This window comes from Croceitalea sp. MTPC6, from assembly GCF_036985525.1.
Classification (GTDB): domain Bacteria; phylum Bacteroidota; class Bacteroidia; order Flavobacteriales; family Flavobacteriaceae; genus Croceitalea.
On sequence record NZ_BTGR01000007.1, the window covers coordinates 201,951 to 221,224 of the forward strand.

Sequence of the window (19,274 nt, forward strand, 5' to 3'; positions counted from 1 at the left end):
TTTATACCTATGAAGATAGCTATAGTATGTTACCCAACATTTGGAGGGAGTGGAGTAGTGGCAACTGAATTAGGTATAGCTCTTGCCGAAAGAGGTCATGAAGTACATTTTGTGACTTACAAACAACCAGTACGTTTGGACCTTTTAAGTAATAACATTCATTTTCATGAAGTAAATGTTCCAGACTATCCTTTATTTAAATATCAGCCCTATGAGCTGGCACTATCCAGTAAATTGGTTGACACCGTTCGCCAATTTGGAATAGAAGTTTTGCATGTTCACTATGCAATTCCGCATGCTTATGCAGGATATATGGCAAAAAAAATGCTGCAAGAAGAAGGTATTTTTATTCCAATGATTACAACATTACATGGCACTGATATTACACTAGTGGGTAAGCACCCATTTTATAAACCTGCGGTTACTTTTAGTATAAATAAATCTGATATAGTCACCTCAGTTTCCGAGAATTTAAAGAAAAGCACTAATGAGATTTTTGAAGTTGAAAAAGAAATTGAAGTAATTCCGAACTTCATTGATAAGAAAAAATATAGCTCGGATTATACAGATTGTCAGCGCTCACTGATGGCAAACGATAATGAAAAGATTATTACCCATATCAGTAATTTTAGAAAAGTAAAGCGCATTCCTGATGTAGTAAATGTATTCCATAAGATTCAAGAAAAAATGCCCGCTAAGTTAATAATGGTAGGAGAGGGACCCGAAAAAGAAAAGGCGGAACAATTATGTGAAAGACTTGGAATAAAAAATAAAATCGTTTTCTTAGGAAACAGTAATGAAATTGATAGAATCTTATGCTTCTCAGACCTATTTTTATTGCCTTCTGAGACGGAAAGTTTTGGTTTGGCAGCATTAGAAGCTATGATTAATAAAGTTCCAGTAGTTTCCTCAAATGCGGGAGGTATACCAGAGGTTAATAAACATGATGTTACAGGATTTTTAAGTGATATTGGCAACATTAATGAAATGGCTGAAAATTCTATCAAGATATTGAGTAATGAGAATACACTTGAAAAATTTAAAAACGAAGCTTTTAATTGGGCATTACAGTTTGATATTTTAAACATTTTGCCCATGTATGAAGAGGTATATGATAAGGCATACAAATCTCGATTTAAGAATTCTTATTAGTGGCTCATGAAACTTATTCTGATTGCGATAATAATTTTAACTTCTTCTTGTAAAAATCAAAAAAGTTTGGCAGAAGCTGATATTAAGCAAGATAATGAACTCACACTTTTGGTCCAGGATAGTTACTTCTTTACGGATACGATGGAAACAAGTATAGTTAGGGACGAGAAAACGTTGAAGTCTTTCTTTTCTCGAGTTAATAGGACACGTAAGCCAGGTATACCTTTACCAAAAATCAATTTTGAAGAAGAAATAGCACTAGTTGTTTGCATGGGTGAACAGAAAACATCAGCTATGCCCTTTCTAAAACTATTGAAAGATGATGATCAAGAAATTAAAATAGCAATAGAGATGAAGAATAAGTCTAAAAAGGAAGATAAGGTTGTTTCATATCCTTTCTGTGTCTATAAAATGTCTATTTCTGAAAATAAAATCGTTTTCAAACTGCTTTAAAATCATCTTTCGGTCTATTATCGATTATTAATCACATTTAGCGGTAGTTTTTTCAGCTGTTCTGGCATTATTCTACATTTGTTGAGATATACCCCAAATAAGTTTTTATGAAAACTACAAGAATAACCTTGCTTGTAACTGCATTATTAATTTTTGCGGTTAGTTTCTCTCAAGATTCTGAATTGACAAAAAATGATTCTATTATCCAAAGTTCTTGGATTTTTGGAATAGGTTTTAATGTTGTTGATGATGCAGGTTCCGAATTTACGAACTTATTTAACACAGAAGATAACTGGAATATAGTTCCATTTCCCTCTCGCCTAAGTATTGGTAAATACTTTAAGAATGGTCTTGGATTGGAGTTAATAGGATCTTATAACAAATACAAAGAAGGAAAAACAATTGACAACCAAATTAATACGGAAGATATAGATTATTATGCTGCAGATTTTCGTATTAGCTATGATTTGAATAAGATATTGGGCGAAACTGGGTTTTTTGACCCTTATGTAGGAATTGGCGCAGGATATACAGACGCTAATAATGTTGGTAGGGGTACTTATAATGCATCAGTTGGTTTTAGAACATGGTTTTCCGACAGGCTAGGTCTAGATTTTAATTCTACAGGTAAGTGGGCCATGAGTACAGAGAATGCGACTAATCATATACAACATGCTGCTGGACTTGTATACCGATTTAATGTTGAAAAGAGGCTTTCTAAGAAAGGAGAGGAAAAATTAACCCTTTTGAAAGAGCTTGAAAAAGAACAGCAAAGAGTTCAAGATTCTATTTCCGAAGCTAATAAGTCAGAAAGAGAGGCAAAAGAACTTGCTGAACGTTTAAAAAGAGAAGAAGCTGAAAAGCTCAAAGCTCCCAAAAAAGCTCAACTTGATACCGAATCGACACAAAAAAAAGCTATCGAAGATAAAATCAATGCGCTTGGATTGGTATATTTTGATTTGAATTCTTCTTATTTAAGTTCCAAGGATAAGCAGATTTTGGAGAAATTGATTACTATTTTAAATGAAAATCCAGAAATAAACATTCAAATATCGGCTCACACGGACTCTAGGGGTACAGATAAATATAATAAATGGCTATCCGAAAAAAGAGCAAAACGCTCTGTAAAATATTTAGCTACAAGAGGGGTTTCAGAAGAAAGAATTATAACTAAAGCTTTAGGGGAGAAAGAATTGGTAAATGAATGTGATGATAATGTAGCTTGTCCAGAAAACAAACATAGTGAAAATAGGAGGTCTGCCTTTCAAATAGTTAGAGAAAGTTCTAATATAACAAATAGGTAGTAATTTACTAGGCTCAACTTGTAAATAGGACTATCTCATAAAGTTTGTAAATTAAAAAACCGCAGAGGCATGCGCCTGCGGTTTTTTAATTTTAAATATTTCCACTGGTATAAAGAAAGAAGAACTATTAGGAGCTATTTTTTAAGCAATTTGAATTAAGAGGTAATCAACAATTTTTTAAAGAAACTTTTAAAAGCTTGGTATTGAGAACCTACCTGATAGTGTCTATAGTTCATAATAATCTCCTTGGCTATTTGATGGACATTGCTAAGTTCACTTACTTCTTTCTGTTTGGGTTTACTATTTCCATCCTCAAATCTTTATTCGCCTAAGTCTCTTAAGGGATGTAAAGCTACTAGGTGGATAACTTCTTAACCTCACTTTATATCAGCAACTTTAATGCCATTGTCTATCCTTTTTTGCAATCTTCACGAGTTAGAAATGTGCGCATACTTTGTGCACGTTTTCATTGAAAACACACAGATAGGGTTAAACAACAGATTTTTAAGCAGTTTATCGATTTTATTTTACAAACGTTAAATTATAAATAAATAAAAGTTAATTTAATATTAAATTAAGGTTAATTTTTTTACATAAAATACATATTTCAGTCTTGTACAATCATAAGGATATTTTAAGGACTATAAATTTACTCTACCCCCCTTATTTAGTGTTATTGGTTTTGAGTCCTGTTCTATTGGGATTCTTTATCGATAATGAATTGTCAGATAGTTTTTCCTTACTGGCAAATCTAATGTGGATGTTAGGGTTTACAATTCCTTTTGCCATTTTTCAAAAAAAATGGATTTATAAAATTGCTTTATGGGCATATTTTTTAATTGGCTTTATTGAGATTGGTCATTGGATTACAATGAAAGGTCCTTTAACATTTACAAGCCTTATTATAATTTTAAATACTAATTATGAGGAAGCTGTTTCATTTCTAGAATTGAAATCGACATGGGGTTTAATCGTGTTGATTATATATTCTGCTATATTCATTTTTGCTTTAAGAATATCACCGAAAAAGAAAAAGGTTAAAAACAAATTAATTCATATTGGAAGTGTTGTAATTATTTTTGGTGTAGTCGTGGTTAGTCTAATAAGCACGATACCCAAGTATCGATTTCTTCCTCAGGTGGCTAAGATGTCTTATACTTTCATCAACAATTTTAGTGATTATAAAAAGACAGGCGAAGAGAATAAACTTCAAATAGTGGATGCTACATTTCCACAGAACCAAGATCAACAACATACTTTTGTCTTAATAATTGGTGAATCTTGTAGTAGAAACCATATGTCTTTATACGGAGCAAATATAAATACCAATCCTAGGCTTAGAAATAGAAAGGATATTATAAAATACTCTGATATAGTCTCAGGATACAATTACACATTTCAAAGCGTCTCAGCTATGTTATCGCAGTCAAGCTTGGAAAATGAACTTGATATTACTGAAAGTATTGATATTTTAGATGTTTTTCATTCTTCAGGATTTGAAACATTTTGGATTTCGAATCAGTCTCCAATTGGTTTTGTTGATAATGTAATTAGTGGCATAGCTAGGAAGTCAGATTATTCAAAGTTTGTTAATGCGAATGGTAATTCTACAGCAGAGTCATTCTTTGCCCGTGCATATGATGAAGATTTATTCGAATCTTTTGAATCGGTTTTAAAAAATAAAAGAGGGAAAAATAAATTTATAGTATTGCATTTAATGGGTAGTCATTACACCTACAATAAAAGATATCCTTCTAATTTTAATCACTTTAAAGGTGAAAATTCTAAAAGAGAAAAACTGATTGCTGAATATCGTAATTCTATCCTTTACAATGATTTTGTGGTAGATACAATTCTGACCATTCTAGATAAATATACCTTATCAGAAGAAGGAGATGTTTCATCTGCAATTTATTTATCAGATCATGGAGAGAATGTATATGATGAAATGAATAAAATTGGGCATGATTTTTCAAAAGAAATGCCTAAGGTTTTAGTAGAAATTCCTTTCATCGTGTGGTTGTCACCCAATTATTTAAAAAATAATAAAAATAAGGTAGCTACTATATTTGCGAACAAAGATAGACCATATGTGACTGATGATTTATTCCATTCTATGATTGATATTAGTAATATAAAAAGTCCTTTACTTGAGGAAACTAAAAGCGTATTCAACAAGAACTTCAATTATAATCGTAAACGAATATTAATAGATGGTAAAGATTATGATAGGAATAATTTTTTAGCCCTAACCAAAAGATGATAACTTGGTAAGTGCATAGGATTAAAGATTATTAAAGTAGGATTTTGTCTAAAAATGGAAAGAAATCATTCATCATTCACTGATTGAAAAAAACCTTGCTCCATAGTTGTTTATTGAGTCAACCACCTTCACCAATTAAAGAAATTGACCAGTGTCTGATGGCAAAGAGACAATATTTTTTAAGCCTTGATTGTTTTATAGGTAAATATACGAGTAGAATTAACCTCAGCTAATCTTTAAAATTCCATTTTTATTAGGATGATTAATGAAAAAAGACTCCAGAAGGAGTCTTTTTATATTTTGTTAAGCTGAATTTCCACTGAGCTACTTACTAGTGGAGTCAAAAACTTGGAAGGCCTGACAAAAAATTAGGGGAATTGTTGAAATTTCTTATATCTATCTGGTACTGGAAATTCAGGAGTTACACCATGCCAAAACATGTTGATGATGCACCATCTGTCTTGATAATAGGCCAATTGAATGCTTTTTACATCTTGTTTATAAGGCTTGTTGTTGGCCATATCTTCCTTACTATGGAAAGCTTCACAATGACTAAAGGCATGACCTATATTTCCATAGGTTTCTACAACTCTGCCTAACTCTCTTTCATAAAAAGCGGTTTCTCTGGTATTGTTAAACCAAAAACCAATACGTTCTATATAATCATTTGGGTGTATCCATTGAGGTCTAAAGTTCCGATTGATATCGTATTCATAACCAATTTTCATCCCTTGCGGATGAAATAAAAATTTCATGAACTCCCAGTCTCTTTTTTCACCGGGTTCACCCCCAAGGCAAGCGTAAAATGCAGTAATTAAGTCATCTATAGTTTGTACCTTTTCTAAATACTCTTTTTTCATTATTTCTGGTTTTATTAGTATCCAATTTATTATCAAATGGCTAGACGCGAAGTAAAACCAATTATTTCAAAAAAAATAAAATTTCAATAATTTTTGGGTTATTTACCCCTTTGTGCCGCTGAATGGTAATATATGATCTTAAAGTTATTTATACTTTTTTGTTTTTGAGCTTTGTTTTAAAAATTGATTGTTCTTTAAGGCTAGCAATTGTTGTATTACACCTATTGGGCAATTAGCGGAGAATTTTAATCTTCTATATATTCGAAAGTAGTGCTGATACAGACAAGCTTACTGTCCACGGGCTTTGATGATTAAATTTGCGACAAAAACCCTGATTTTACATTCAATTTCTTCAAAACCTATGTTATTTTCCCTTAATTTCATGCAGAGTTATACATAGAAACTAAAGTGTCGATAGGTTAATTTACCGAATTTCAACTGATTGTACAACTTTTTCTAAACGAGCCATAGGTTAATAAGTACATTTTTTTAATGTCGCAGAGTTTGACTGAAATCAGCATAATCATTACTTTAAAAAACTACACCAAGAATATTTTTGATGCTATTAAAGACTTTAAAAAAGAAGAGAAGAACAATAGCTTTGAAACAGGCCAGATGGCTGGGTGTAAATTTTTCTAATTTTTTACTCCACCTATCATATTTAATTAAAAATTCTAATCATTTTAGAAAGTATGCTCACATCAAAACCTTATCTAATCGATCTGATTTCTATGAAACAATCAAAAACAAAGAAAACCTAAGAAAAGAGGATATTTTTTTTATTGAGTTTGGTGTATGGAAAGGGCAAAGCTTTAAATGGTGGTTAGCACATAATACCAACAAAAATTCACGATTTACCGGTTTTGATAGCTTTGAAGGATTGCCTGAGGATTGGAAAAAAAATCATTTCAAGGGAAAATTCTCAACACTGGGGAAGACTCCGGAAGGTGTTAATGATGAAAGAAGTAGTTTTGAAAAAGGTCTTTTTCAAGAGACACTGTTTGCGTTCACACGTGAAAATGATTTAGCTCTAAAAAATAAAAAGCTGGTTATCCATTTGGATGCTGATTTGTATTCATCTACTATTTATGTGCTTTCAACTTTGCTACCTTTTATAAAACAATCAGATATTTTAATTTTTGATGAATTCTATATTTTGCAAAGCCCACATCATGAGTTTAGGGCATTTTTAGACTTTGTTACTATGACTGGTTGCGAATATGAAGGTATAGCAAAGACCAATACCCAATTTGCTTTAAAAATAATGTAACTAAACAGTCTATGTATTTTTAGTGAAATTCAGCTTTTAGTATAATAAGTCTGACAATTTCATTCCAATTTTGGTTGTGGCATTAACGAAAGACTGTATTTTGGTGAAGTTTAATTCAGCGGTCTGTGATTTGAACTGATAGCTTATCTTTTGTTTGACCTTTATGGTTTTGATTATCTTTTTCAGAGTGTTGTAGTACTGAGGCACATCATTCTTATTAATTGAGTCGGACTGGGCAGAGATAAGGTTCGCATGGGTTGACACCTAAATTTTCTGACTCTCCTCAAAGAAGATATGACTATTACCTTACAGTTAAGGGCCGAGTGTATGGGTGCAAACCTGTGATATTTAAATAACTTGGCTTAAATACTTACAAAAGAGGAGCAAATCTTAAACAGTTTTTTATTTATCCTCTTAGAAATGATTTCATGTCAAAGGATAAGAGAAAACCTATCGGGGAATGCTACTAATTGATGCAAGGGGTTTTTGAATCCGTATGGGCTAAGGCATGAGTCTTAATCAAAGCTATTGAACTCTTCCAAATTCGCTACCCTATCCACGCGCAATAGAAAACTAGTTAAGCTTTTAACTGTAACATATGCTAAGTTCAATCATTAAGGTAAAATATATAAGCAAGTATCTGAAGAGCTGGGGCTAACTATTAACACCCAAATTTCGCAGTCAGGAAGATGTAAACAAATTTGCTTACGAGATGCTTGGCAACCTATGTCTAAGACTATATCATAATCTGCACCTAATTTGCCTAAAGCCCGCTTATTTCTCGTAATTTGATTTAAAATTATGCATCTGAATTGAGAGGTAGTTGTTTCAACTTCTTCGTATTCAGCAGTATGTATAACCTGCTCTGGAGGCACTACAGACTAAACAGATATTTGTTATACATTTGTTAATATTCATGTTTAATTCACCTTAGGAAATAGGTGACAATTTTTAAGAGTAAATGAGAATACTAATTATTGGAGGGAATTCTAGTGTTTCAAGGTACCTAATGCCATTGATATCTGAGGATTATGAAATAATTACCGTTGGTCGCAGGGACTGTGATATTAATTTGAATCAAAATAAGTCTTTAGCTGATCAGTTACCCGACCATGCAGACATTGTAATTCACACAGCTGCTGCATTTGGTAGAGCAACAGATGAGGAGATTTATGAAACAGAAAAGTATAATGTATTAGATACTATGGAATTGTGTTTTCATTTGAAAAAAATGAATGTGAAACACTTTGTTTTTATATCAAGCATATTTGTCCATTTGGAGGAATCATCACCACTCTATAGTATATACAATATTTCTAAACAACATGCGGAAGAAATTATTAAATATTGTTTAGGTAAGGATGAAATTCCTTACACCATATTAAGGCCTTCGCAATTATATGGCAATGACCCTGCTTTTGTAAAACACCATCCTTTTCTTTATCAACTAATAGAAATGGCATCTAAAGGTGAGAAAATCACCTTATTTGGAAAGCATGGTGGAAGTGCGAACTACCTTCACATTACGGATTTTACTGAAACCATTTATAGGGTAGTCAAAAATGGAGTGTTCGGGGTGTATGATTCTATTACAAGGGTTCCTAATACTTATTTGGAGATTGCCAGTATCGTCTATGAGTTAACGAATAACCCTATAAATATCGAATTTTTAGAAGATAGACAAGAGTCGGGTCAAGGATTTACATTCGATGATACCATATACAAAAAGATAGACTTTTTTCCAAAAATGTCTATAAAAGATGGTTTGTCAGAGATACTAGATATAAAGTGACTTGGATATAAGAATTCCATAAGTCCTAAGTCCTTGAAAAACCACCCGTATAGCTTCAGGTGCACTATAAGAAATTGAGTTTTCTTTTCTAATTAGTAGGGTAGTAGATTGATAGTGCCTCTAAATGGCATGTTATCGACCCAAATACCCTCCATCTACAGGAATTATAGTTCCCGTAACATAATCGCTTGCGGCAGATGCTAAAAAAACCGTCAGCCCTTGTAAGTCTTCGCCTTTCCCCCATCTTTTCATAGGTACTCTCATAAATACCTCATCAGTACGTTTTTTGTCATTGATCAGCGCAGTGTTCAATTGAGTATCCATGTATCCCGGTGCAATTGCATTGACACAAATACCTTTTGCCGCCCAATCATTAGAGAGGGCTTTAGTAAGCTGCCCAACCCCTCCTTTGGAAGCTGCATAAGCCGGAATTGTGATACCACCAAGAAAACTCATCAAAGAAGCGATATTTATAATTTTTCCACCGCCATTTTCAATCATATTATTCCCGGCATACTTACAATAGTAGAACGTGGCGTCTAGATTAATTGCTATTACCTTACTCCATTCCTCTTCTGGAAAGTCTTCACTGGGATATCTTCTTTGGATACCAGCAGAGTTTATTAAGATATCAACCGTGCCGCCTAGTATTTCGAGTGAAGTAGCATAAGACTCTTTAATTTGTTCAATCTGACTTACATCTGCTTGAATTGCACTTACATTAAGACCATTTGCCTTGAACTCATCACAAATCTCAAAAACTCGCTGATCAAAATCAATGACCACTGTTTGTGCCCCCGCTTGACTTATTGCTTCTACCATGGATTTGCCGAGATCTCCTGCCCCTCCTACGACAATTGCCTTCTTTCCCTTTAAACTAAATTTGTCCAAAATATTCATTCTATAAATTTTTTAACATGTTAATATTGAGAAAAATAAGTAGTGTTGATATAATTCCTGTGAAAATACTTGAATTTTAACTAAAAATATAATCCTCGGTTTTCCAAGGTTTCAACCACTCGATTACCATATCTTCACCATTAGAATCGCTAACCTTAAGTGTATTTTTTATGTCTTCGATGGTTTGATTTATACCAAAAATGGAATCTGCTGCCGTATAAATTCTAAATAAGACCTGTCTTTCGGTTCCAATCCACTCATCCTTCACGGTATCCCCAGCTTTAAATCGTTCGACGACGAAATTCACATTATTATGGGATTTTATGGCGTCTAACCCTTCAATTGATTCGATTTTTCCACCCTTTAATAACACCCAAATAGAACAAGCGGCGCCTCCCTTTAACATGTAATCATTTTTCTCTGAAAAATCACTTTCGCCAAAAACACCTGTTAGTGCATAATTAATCAACATCTTACGATGATCAAACCCATTAATGTGGGCTAGGTGTATATGTGGCGCTTCCCCTTGTAGACGAAATCCTGGGTCGTAGCTATAAAAAACATTATCCTCTACAAAAAATTGTACATTGAGAACACCTGTTTGGATTTCTAGGCCTTCGAACATCTCGCATAGTTTGGGATGTACATTTTTCACAAACAAATCGGTATATGTCGATGGGTATACGGTACCAATGGCGATTGGACTTGAATCGCCTTGAAGTCTTGTAAGATATCTATCATAGGTGGCCGAAAGGGAAGGGATACCGTCTTTGAACGTATAATAAACCGCCATGTCATCACAATGGGAGTCCATGTATTTTTCTACTAACACCACGCCTTTTTTAGAGTACTTCAATACATTCTGAACAGTTGCAATATAGTCTTCTTCATCACGACAAATCTTCATACCTACACCTCCACCACTATCCACTGGTTTAACCATCAATGGAAAATCTACATTTTCGGGTTTTTTTATGGCATTATCCCGAGTCAAGTAAATTCCTGGAATATCCTGAACACCATATTGAGCGCAATAGCGCTTGTAACCGTCCTTACTACAAAATGCTTCAATGGTTTTTTTATTGGCATAACAAGGCAAATCTAGCCTCTCACAGATCTCCCTGTAAGGCTTGACTAAAATATCGGCAACACCGACTAAAACACCATTAACCTTTTCTTTTCTTGCAACAGCAACAATTCCATCAATATCAAAGCCATCGATATCGTATGTTTTAGCTGCAAATTTTTTTGCTGGTGCATCTGGATTTGGATCAATCACTATAGTATGGACGCCCATTGAGTTTGCAACTTCTACCAAAACACCTGTTTCTGGATTTCCACCAAGAATTATAAGTTTTTTTTGCATGATTTTAATCAATTATAGATTTTTTAAAACTCCGTGGATGTTATTTTTATAGAACAAGAGTTTTATTAAATTTAGTTGTTGTTATATATGAAATCTTCATTGAACCCTAGATGTGATAACAGGTTGTCAATTACAGTTTCATCTGTATTAATTTTTGTAAACTTAGTTTGATTTATGCCCATAAGCAACAACTCTTGTTGAATAGATTTATGGGTAGAAGGATTTATCGTTGCGATTATCAAATGGTCGAAAATGTCATTTTTTATAGAACTAATAGGTTCTACAACGTTCTCTCCTATTTTCATATCATGAAAATCAACATCTATCCATTTTATAATCTTGAAAAAATTAGATTTGAGATTGGTAGCCAGTATATGCTGACCAAACGAACCAGAGCTATAGATTACTACCTTCGAGTTTTCTTTTACACTTAAAAATGGATTATGAAGTACTTTATTTGATGTATTCAGGATTAACCCTCCAGAACGCACTAAAATTTGCGAGTACAAATAATACTTGATTTGCTTATTTAAGTTCTCTGAATCTAATACTTCACTCAACCTTATCTTTAAAAAGTTCATTAGTAAGCCCAACCTGTAATACTCTTTCTTTGGATTCTCTACGGACTTTACTATAGAGTCATGTCTTTGTCGGTAATAGCACAATGGAATTCTACTGATGACAAGTTTTCTAGTAATAGCTAAATAGGAATATGAAATAGCTGCATCTTCTCCCATGATAATATCATTTGGTACATCCATAAGAATAGAAGCAAGTAGTTCCTTTTTAAATAGCTTATTCCATACGTAAGTAGAGATACCATGTTCACAGAACTCTCCATTATAAATAGCTTTTGGTATAATAGAGGTTTTTATTTCTTTTTCCTCATAGATACCTGCTGTTTTAGGCTTGATAGTTTCTATTTTACCATCAAATTCTCTAAAATGCCCTGTAACCACAAGGTCTGCATCATTGGCAATAGCAAGTTTGTATAATGTATCTAAGTAAAACTTATCTACCCAATCATCACCATCTACAAAGGCTATGTATTTACCGCTGGAATTTTCTAGCCCTGCTTTTCTTGCACTTAACAATCCACCATTTTCTTTATGGATTACTTTAATTCTTGTATCTCTTTTTACAAAGGTATCACAGATTTCAGGGCAATTATCTGGACTTCCGTCATCCACAAGAATTAACTCAAAGTTAAAAAAGGACTGATCTAATAGACTATCAATACACTTTGGTAGATAGGCCTCAATACCATAAATAGGAACAATTACACTAACTAACGGTAGACTCATTTACTGGAAATTATTGTTCTCAAAATAAAACAAACCTCCTCCCAAATTATTGTCTTGGGTATGAGATTTTGCTGTAGAAACGAACATTCCTCCTTTATTATCAAAAGTGCAGGAGGTTACATTTGGGCAAGGTAATTTCAACACCCTCAGTTTTTTCCCTGAAGTTGCATTCCAAAGCGATACACATCCCCCTCCCCATTCTGCAATCCAAAGATTTCCATTATTATCCATGCACATTCCGTCAGGACTTCCATCTTCTTTGAACTCAATAACATTTGTTTCAAATTTGACATTGCCACTGGTTATATCGTAAGAATACCTTGCCACCCTTTTAGAAGGAGTGTCGATGAAGTAGAGTAATGAATTATCTTTGGAGAATGCGAGACCATTTGAAATGGTAGTATTCTCAATAATAGTCTTGCATTTTCCTTGGTAATAGGAAAAGACCTTTCCTCGATTGGACTTCACTTCAGGATAACCCATAGTGCCAATAAGGAATCGACCTTTAGCATCTTCTATACCATCATTAAATCGCATATCATCATCAATTTCAATTTGAAAGACAAAGGTTGCTTGCAGTGTATTAAAATCTATTTCATAAAAACCATTCTTAGATGCCGCCATAACCTTTTTATAATCTTTGAGATAAACATTACTAACTGGCGAATCTAGTCTTACACTTAGTATTTTTTTAGTATCAGTTTCATAGCAATAAACCAAACCATCAAAAATTGAAACAAAGTACAGCAGGTTATTACTTGAATCGAATATTGGACCTTCCAATAGTTCGTTGTCCGCATAAAAAACGAGTTGGGCTTTCATAGGCAATTAAATATATTCACCTCCAGTAATTCTAATCAATGAACCTGTGGTCATTGCAGATTCGTCTGAAATAAAATATAGTACTGCAGGTACGGGATCCGTTGGATTCAGCATTCGCCCCATTGGAATAATACCCTTGGCTTTGTTTTTTAAGTCTTCTTCGCTTACCCCTTCACTGGCCCTTAACTCAACTTCTCCCTCAGTATGAGTCCAACCCATAACTAGGTAATTTGAGCGAATTCCATATTTCGCATAATGACGGGCAATGTGGGTCGATAGAGTATAAAGCGTACTTTTTGTAAGAGCATAGGCCGCTCTGTCCTCTTCACCATAATCCATATGCGCCGATCCAAAAAATACTATTGATCCAGTATGTACCTCTACCATGGTTTGTAATACATGTTTTAACAAAAAGTAAGGTGCTTTAAGATTAACATTAAAAACACTGTCGTAAATATCTTCTTCCGTATCCAAAATAGATGCAACAGGTGTAATCCCTGCATATAAAATCAATGCATCAATTTTTCCAAATCTTTTTAAGGTTTCATCGTGATATCTTTTGAGTTCATCAATTTTATTCAAATCCAGATGGTGAAAATAAAGCTGATTTACCGTGTTTGAAGATTCTACGATTTCGTTACCAAGCTTTTTGTTACGACCACAAAAGGAAACATTGTAACCTTTGTCTAAGCAGGAATAGAGGATTTGCTTGCCAACTCCTTTTGCTCCACCCAATATCATTACTGTTTTCATTAATAATGGTTTATTTCGAATTTGATTCTACCATTTTCAAATTTAGTTATTTATACCATTGTAATTTTTTTTCTTCTATGTATTTAAAATATTCTCGTTTAATTGGAAGGGATCTCCATTGCATTTTAAAGTCTTAAGTCGGTTTGTATCAGTTACCCATTGAATTTGACACTTTGCCTTCAGGAGTATTACCTTGATACCAAGGGATTGATTGTAGTAACTAGAGTGTTATGTCATGGCTAACCAATGACTTGAAGCATTCTTACACTTAGATTATGGATTAAATGAAACAGTTGTCAGTTACTGATATTACACTGTTTTTGTTAAAAGCTATCTGGTCCGAATTTTTTGTTTTTAGTCGATAAAACTCTAATGTGACAAATAATTGTACTTTATTTGAATCATCAAATCAATTGTTATATGTTGGCCTTTGTTGTTCCTGTTAAAAGTAAAGCGGTAACTTCAGACTGGAATAAGTTCAGTCAATTATTGGAGAGAACCCTAAAGTCAATTTGTAACCAGACAGATTCAAATTTTAAAGTCGTGGTAGTCTGTCATGAAATTCCAGAAACTACTTTTAGTCATCAAAACCTTCATTACGTACAAGTTGATTTCGAACCTCCAATTCCCAATGACTTCGAAAGTTCTAAGAGCTTTTATAAAGCCAAGGAAATGGACAAAGGAAAGAAAATATTGCTAGGGGTGGAGTATGCTTCCAAAGAGTTCAAGACAGATTACATAATGACTGTAGATTCAGATGACTATGTAAGTAAAAATATTTCGACATTTGTGAACAACAGTAGCGGACATATTCCTGGTTGGTATATTAAAAATGGATATATTCATGTTGAAGGCAGAAAGTTTTTAGTTAAAACATTTAAGTTCAACCACCTCTGTGGGAGTTCAATAATTGTTAAGCCTGAACTTGTAAGATATTTTATAGGGATTAATTCAACATTTTACTTTGATCACCGATTGACAATCCTTAACACAAACATAGCGTTACAGAAAGTTCCTTTTCCGGCTGGGATATACGACGTGGGAAACGGTGAAAATATTTTCATGTCTTTCCAAAACGTTAAATCGTTTGGTCAACATGGGAATTGGATTTCTTTGAAGGGTCTCAAAAGATTATACTTTAGGTTGAAAAACTACCGTTTTAGATTCATTACTCGTGGATTGCGCAAGGAATTCAATTTTTACCCAGCTATGTATGAACAATTAGATTGACAAAAATTTTGAGCCAGCTTGGCATCGGTTCTCTTTTATTACTTCCGATCAGGTAACGACCCTAAAGTATTTTTTAGTAAGGCTAAGTAGCCATGCTACAGTTGGGGAATACTGGCTATCTCCAAATATCGATTGCGAAAATCAACGTATAAATTTTCTTTAAAGGAGCTTACCTAACTTTTTCCTTTAAGACAATGACTTTCTTTAATCAACTTTACCGCTAAAAATTCGTATTCTGCGTCAATTGATTTGTCTTTATAGACAAAAGTTTTATGTTTTACTTCTGAAGACTTACCGTTTTGAAGGCTTTCCTGTACAAAAACAGGTAAGTCTTCACTACTACTTAAAAAATCCAATTCTCCGACTTTTTAAATTTATAGAGAACCGTAGAAGTTATACACCTTTTAATAAACATGGTTTTTAGCTACAGGCTTATTATTAGATGAAATTAGGTACCTGAATTAAGTAAAATTGTCACTTTAAAAAAGTGGTAATCCGGTTAAATTAATTGTTTCTGTATTCTTTAGGATTTTGGAAGGGTATTGCTCCAATAGTTTGGCATTTCATAACAAAATAATCTAACTGAATAGTTACAAGTACTGGAAAAAAGCAAAACACTCTAAGAATTAGTGAAGTTTAGGCCATATGCATAGCCTTTTTCAGTTATAAATACAGTTTAGGGGTTCCCCTCCCAACCCGTAAATATAGTGGCATCTTCAATAGAAGACACTGCCTTCCTATTTACTATTTTTTCAACAGTTTTCCACAAGATTTTCAAATCGTTCTTAAAATTTAAATTATCGACATACCAAACGTCATAAGTAAATCTTTCTTCATACGATACAGTTGCGCGTCCATTTACTTGGGCCCAACCAGTAATACCAGGTTTAACATTATGCCTTCTTGCTTGTTCTGCATTATATAGCGGAAGATAATCGATTAATAGTGGTCTAGGACCAATGAGCGACATATCGCCCTTTAACACATTAACCAATTGCAAAAGTTCGTCCAAGGAAGTTTTTCTAATAAAGGCACCAACTTTTGTAATACGCTGCTCTTGATCGCTTAACTCAGTTTCATTCTTTCTAGGATCCCTCATGGTCTTAAACTTAATGATGGTAAATATTTTTGTATACCTCCCTGGTCTTTTTTGAAAAAAGAACGGTTTGCCATTATTGGCAAACATCAATAAAATGATTAATGCAATAATCACTGGTGATAGTAAAATCAACGCCACAAGCGATATTGAAAAGTCTAAAATTCTTTTAAAATACTTTTTGTACATAGAATTATATTCCTTAATTAATGCCTTTTACCATATCAATTAGCAGTCTAAAATATCTTGCAGAATTATTAAAACAATTTAAGTAAAACTTATCATTTTTTCAAAGCTCCACTAAAGTCTAATACAACCTTGTTATCGAGTTCAATTAGTTCTTTAAATTCCTTGTGAGCAACCAAAATGGCAATGATATCTGCTTCTGTAACTGCAACTGAAACATCAGTTAATTTAAATACGTTGTGATCATCAATATTGGGTTCAACAATATAATAATCCTCGTTATTAGAATCTTGTAAGACACGTTGAACTATATATTTGGCTGGTGACTCCCTTAAATCATCAATATTTGGTTTAAATGCTAATCCTAAAAGCGCAATTTTTGGTTTTCTGCCATGACGTAATTCAAATTCTAGCTTGGTTGAAACAATTTTTTCGGCACACCAGAAAGATTTATAGTTATTTACCTCTCTGGCTTTTCCGATTATCCTGGATTCCATAGGGTACTCTGCAACTATGAAATATGGATCAACGGCAATACAATGTCCTCCAACGCCACATCCTGGCTGCAAGATGTTTACTCTTGGATGTTTGTTAGCTAGGTTAATTAATTCCCAAACATCAATATCGGCCTTGTCACAAATAAGGGAAAGTTCATTTGCAAAAGCAATTTGCACATCACGGGACGAGTTTTCCACCAATTTACACATTTCAGCGGTTCGTGCATTAGTTTCATGTAACTCCCCAGTAACATATTTCCGATAAAAATCGACAGCCTTTTTAGTACTTTTCGCATCGATTCCTCCAATAACACGATCGTTGTTTACAAGTTCGTACATCACATTACCTGGTAATACTCGTTCTGGACAGTATGCAATAAAAACTTCTTCTTTTAATTCAGGTCTTTCTTCATAGATTAAGTTCATCATTTTTTCAGTGGTGCCTACTGGAGAGGTTGATTCAATGATGTACGTATCTCCTTTTTTTAATAGGGGTATTATATTTTTGGTAGCAGACTCCACATAGGAAATATCTGGTTCATGATTATTTTTAAAGGGTGTTGGTACCACTATTAGATAAGTGTTTGCTATTATTGCCTCCGTACTTGCCTTTAAAAATCCATTTGAAACGGCGTGTGAAACAGCTTCGCCTAAATCGGGTTCTACGATATGAATTTTTCCATCGTTGATTGTTTTTACAACATCTGGGTTAATATCTACTCCATGCACATATGTGCCGTTTTTTGATATTAATGCGGCAGTTGGTAGACCAATATAACCTAGTCCTAGAATATTTACTTCTGGATTTTCCATTATTTAGAGTTTTTTAATGTATTCTACTATTTTTTTACAGGCGTTTCCATCTCCATACGGGTTATGTAATTTACTCATGGATTTATATCTATCTACATCAGTTAGCAGGCTATTGGCCTCGTTAACTATTTTTTGTGTATCAGTTCCTACTAAAATAACAGTTCCTGCATCTACTGCTTCTGGTCGCTCCGTAGTATCTCTCATTACCAATACAGGCTTGCCTAAGCTAGGTGCTTCTTCTTGTACACCACCACTATCGGTAATAATAAGTTCTGACTTATTCATTAACCAAACAAAAGCAGGATAGGCTAGAGGCTGAATTAGTTTTACATTAGAAAGATTTCCTAAAATTTCATGTACAGGTTTTAGTACTTTTGGGTTTAAGTGTACAGGATATACGATTTGTACATCTGGATTATTAGCAACAATTTCTTTTAAAGCATTACAAATGTTAATAAAGCCTTGTCCGTGATTTTCACGTCTATGCCCAGTAACCAACACAATTTTTTTATCAAAATCTAAGGTTCGCTTTAACTCCTCTATTTCGTTATCCTTCATGTTTTGCACTTTCGAAGAACTCTCTAAAAGTGCGTCTATAACAGTATTTCCGGTAATTAAAATAGATGATTTAGCTACGTTTTCTCTCAGTAAATTTTCTTGAGAGGTTGTAGTAGGGGCAAAGTGGTAGTCCGCAATTCGGCCAGTAATAGATCTATTAATTTCTTCAGGGAAAGGAGCATATTTGTTAAAGGTGCGTAGGCCAGCTTCTACATGGCAAACTTTTGCTCCTGCATAGAATCCAGCGATACCTGCAGCCATGGTTGTTGTTGTATCCCCATGTACATATACAAAATCTGGTTTAAACGATTCTAATACGGGTTGCAGCTCTGTTATAATCGCTGCTGTTAGTCCGTAAAGATTTTGCCCAGGTTTCATTAGATCTAAATCATAGTCTGGTGTAATTTCAAAAAAATCGAGTACTTGGTCTAGCATCTCGCGGTGTTGTGCTGTTACACAAACCTTAGTTTCAAAATCACTAGATTTCTTAAACTCTTTTACTAAAGGAGCCATTTTAATGGCTTCTGGTCGTGTTCCAAAAATTATAAGGTTCTTTTTTTTCATAGATGAAAGATTTCTTTTTGTTTTACCAAGAGTTTGTCTTTATTAGTTCTTTTGAAACATTTAATTATTTGAGAGCTATTTTTTTAATTTC

The 19,274-nt window shown here is 33.6% G+C and carries 17 protein-coding genes; 7 read left to right on the forward strand and 10 right to left on the reverse strand.

Features of this window, described 5'->3' with window-relative positions; translation table 11 throughout:
• Window positions 1-9: 9 nt before the first annotated feature.
• The 4 genes from bshA to AACP56_RS13800 all read left to right on the forward strand — a co-directional run bounded on the left by bshA (window position 10) and on the right by AACP56_RS13800 (window position 5,172).
• Complete coding sequence (gene bshA, locus AACP56_RS13785) at window positions 10-1,152, forward strand: N-acetyl-alpha-D-glucosaminyl L-malate synthase BshA (protein ID WP_339334957.1); 1,143 nt, start codon at window positions 10-12, stop codon at window positions 1,150-1,152.
• Window positions 1,153-1,158: 6 nt separating this feature from the next.
• The gene (locus AACP56_RS13790; protein ID WP_339334955.1) at window positions 1,159-1,605 is read left to right on the forward strand and encodes a hypothetical protein; all 447 of its coding nucleotides are present in this window, start codon (window positions 1,159-1,161) and stop codon (window positions 1,603-1,605) included.
• A gap of 107 nt (window positions 1,606-1,712) precedes the next feature.
• Complete coding sequence (locus tag AACP56_RS13795) at window positions 1,713-2,909, forward strand: OmpA family protein (RefSeq protein WP_339334953.1); 1,197 nt, start codon at window positions 1,713-1,715, stop codon at window positions 2,907-2,909.
• A 760-nt stretch (window positions 2,910-3,669) separates the two neighbouring features.
• Entirely contained in the window at window positions 3,670-5,172 is a 1,503-nt protein-coding gene (locus AACP56_RS13800; protein ID WP_339339972.1) for a phosphoethanolamine transferase, read from the forward strand.
• A 368-nt stretch (window positions 5,173-5,540) separates the two neighbouring features.
• Here AACP56_RS13800 and AACP56_RS13805 read toward each other — a convergent pair whose 3' ends face one another.
• Entirely contained in the window at window positions 5,541-6,032 is a 492-nt protein-coding gene (locus AACP56_RS13805) for a hypothetical protein (protein WP_339334949.1), read from the reverse strand.
• A gap of 559 nt (window positions 6,033-6,591) precedes the next feature.
• Between AACP56_RS13805 and AACP56_RS13810 the strand changes: the two genes are divergently transcribed.
• Together AACP56_RS13810 and AACP56_RS13815 are read left to right on the forward strand one after the other, a co-directional pair.
• Window positions 6,592-7,302, forward strand: a complete 711-nt coding sequence (locus AACP56_RS13810; RefSeq protein ID WP_339334947.1) for a TylF/MycF/NovP-related O-methyltransferase — start codon at window positions 6,592-6,594, stop codon at window positions 7,300-7,302.
• Between the two features lie 961 nt (window positions 7,303-8,263).
• Window positions 8,264-9,094: an NAD-dependent epimerase/dehydratase family protein gene (locus AACP56_RS13815; protein WP_339334945.1), complete on the forward strand. Its 831-nt coding sequence runs from the start codon at window positions 8,264-8,266 to the stop codon at window positions 9,092-9,094.
• 132 nt (window positions 9,095-9,226) lie between these two features.
• Here the strand turns inward: AACP56_RS13815 and AACP56_RS13820 are convergent, their stop codons facing one another.
• From AACP56_RS13820 to AACP56_RS13840, 5 genes are all read right to left on the reverse strand, one after another.
• Window positions 9,227-9,994, reverse strand: a complete 768-nt coding sequence (locus AACP56_RS13820; RefSeq protein WP_339334943.1) for an SDR family oxidoreductase — start codon at window positions 9,992-9,994, stop codon at window positions 9,227-9,229.
• Between the two features lie 76 nt (window positions 9,995-10,070).
• A complete protein-coding gene (locus tag AACP56_RS13825) occupies window positions 10,071-11,360 on the reverse strand; it encodes an ATP-grasp domain-containing protein (protein WP_339334941.1) in 1,290 nt (429 codons plus the stop codon).
• A gap of 71 nt (window positions 11,361-11,431) precedes the next feature.
• Window positions 11,432-12,664: a glycosyltransferase family 2 protein gene (locus AACP56_RS13830; RefSeq protein ID WP_339334939.1), complete on the reverse strand. Its 1,233-nt coding sequence runs from the start codon at window positions 12,662-12,664 to the stop codon at window positions 11,432-11,434.
• Window positions 12,665-13,486: an SMP-30/gluconolactonase/LRE family protein gene (locus tag AACP56_RS13835; protein WP_339334937.1), complete on the reverse strand. Its 822-nt coding sequence runs from the start codon at window positions 13,484-13,486 to the stop codon at window positions 12,665-12,667.
• A gap of 6 nt (window positions 13,487-13,492) precedes the next feature.
• The gene (locus tag AACP56_RS13840) at window positions 13,493-14,239 is read right to left on the reverse strand and encodes an SDR family NAD(P)-dependent oxidoreductase (RefSeq protein WP_339334935.1); all 747 of its coding nucleotides are present in this window, start codon (window positions 14,237-14,239) and stop codon (window positions 13,493-13,495) included.
• A gap of 420 nt (window positions 14,240-14,659) precedes the next feature.
• Between AACP56_RS13840 and AACP56_RS13845 the strand changes: the two genes are divergently transcribed.
• Window positions 14,660-15,469: a glycosyltransferase family A protein gene (locus tag AACP56_RS13845; protein WP_339334933.1), complete on the forward strand. Its 810-nt coding sequence runs from the start codon at window positions 14,660-14,662 to the stop codon at window positions 15,467-15,469.
• A gap of 173 nt (window positions 15,470-15,642) precedes the next feature.
• On the opposite strand, the gene AACP56_RS13850 is transcribed toward AACP56_RS13845, so the two are convergent.
• The 4 genes from AACP56_RS13850 to wecB form a co-directional block, all read right to left on the reverse strand.
• Window positions 15,643-15,825 carry a hypothetical protein gene (locus tag AACP56_RS13850; protein ID WP_339334931.1) on the reverse strand — a complete coding sequence of 61 codons (183 nt, stop codon included), beginning with the start codon at window positions 15,823-15,825 and terminating at the stop codon, window positions 15,643-15,645.
• A gap of 320 nt (window positions 15,826-16,145) precedes the next feature.
• Window positions 16,146-16,754, reverse strand: a complete 609-nt coding sequence (locus AACP56_RS13855) for a sugar transferase (RefSeq protein ID WP_339334929.1) — start codon at window positions 16,752-16,754, stop codon at window positions 16,146-16,148.
• A 92-nt stretch (window positions 16,755-16,846) separates the two neighbouring features.
• Window positions 16,847-18,061 carry a UDP-N-acetyl-D-mannosamine dehydrogenase gene (wecC, locus tag AACP56_RS13860; protein ID WP_339334927.1) on the reverse strand — a complete coding sequence of 405 codons (1,215 nt, stop codon included), beginning with the start codon at window positions 18,059-18,061 and terminating at the stop codon, window positions 16,847-16,849.
• A 3-nt stretch (window positions 18,062-18,064) separates the two neighbouring features.
• Entirely contained in the window at window positions 18,065-19,183 is a 1,119-nt protein-coding gene (gene wecB / locus AACP56_RS13865; protein ID WP_339334925.1) for a non-hydrolyzing UDP-N-acetylglucosamine 2-epimerase, read from the reverse strand.
• Window positions 19,184-19,274 lie beyond the last annotated feature (91 nt).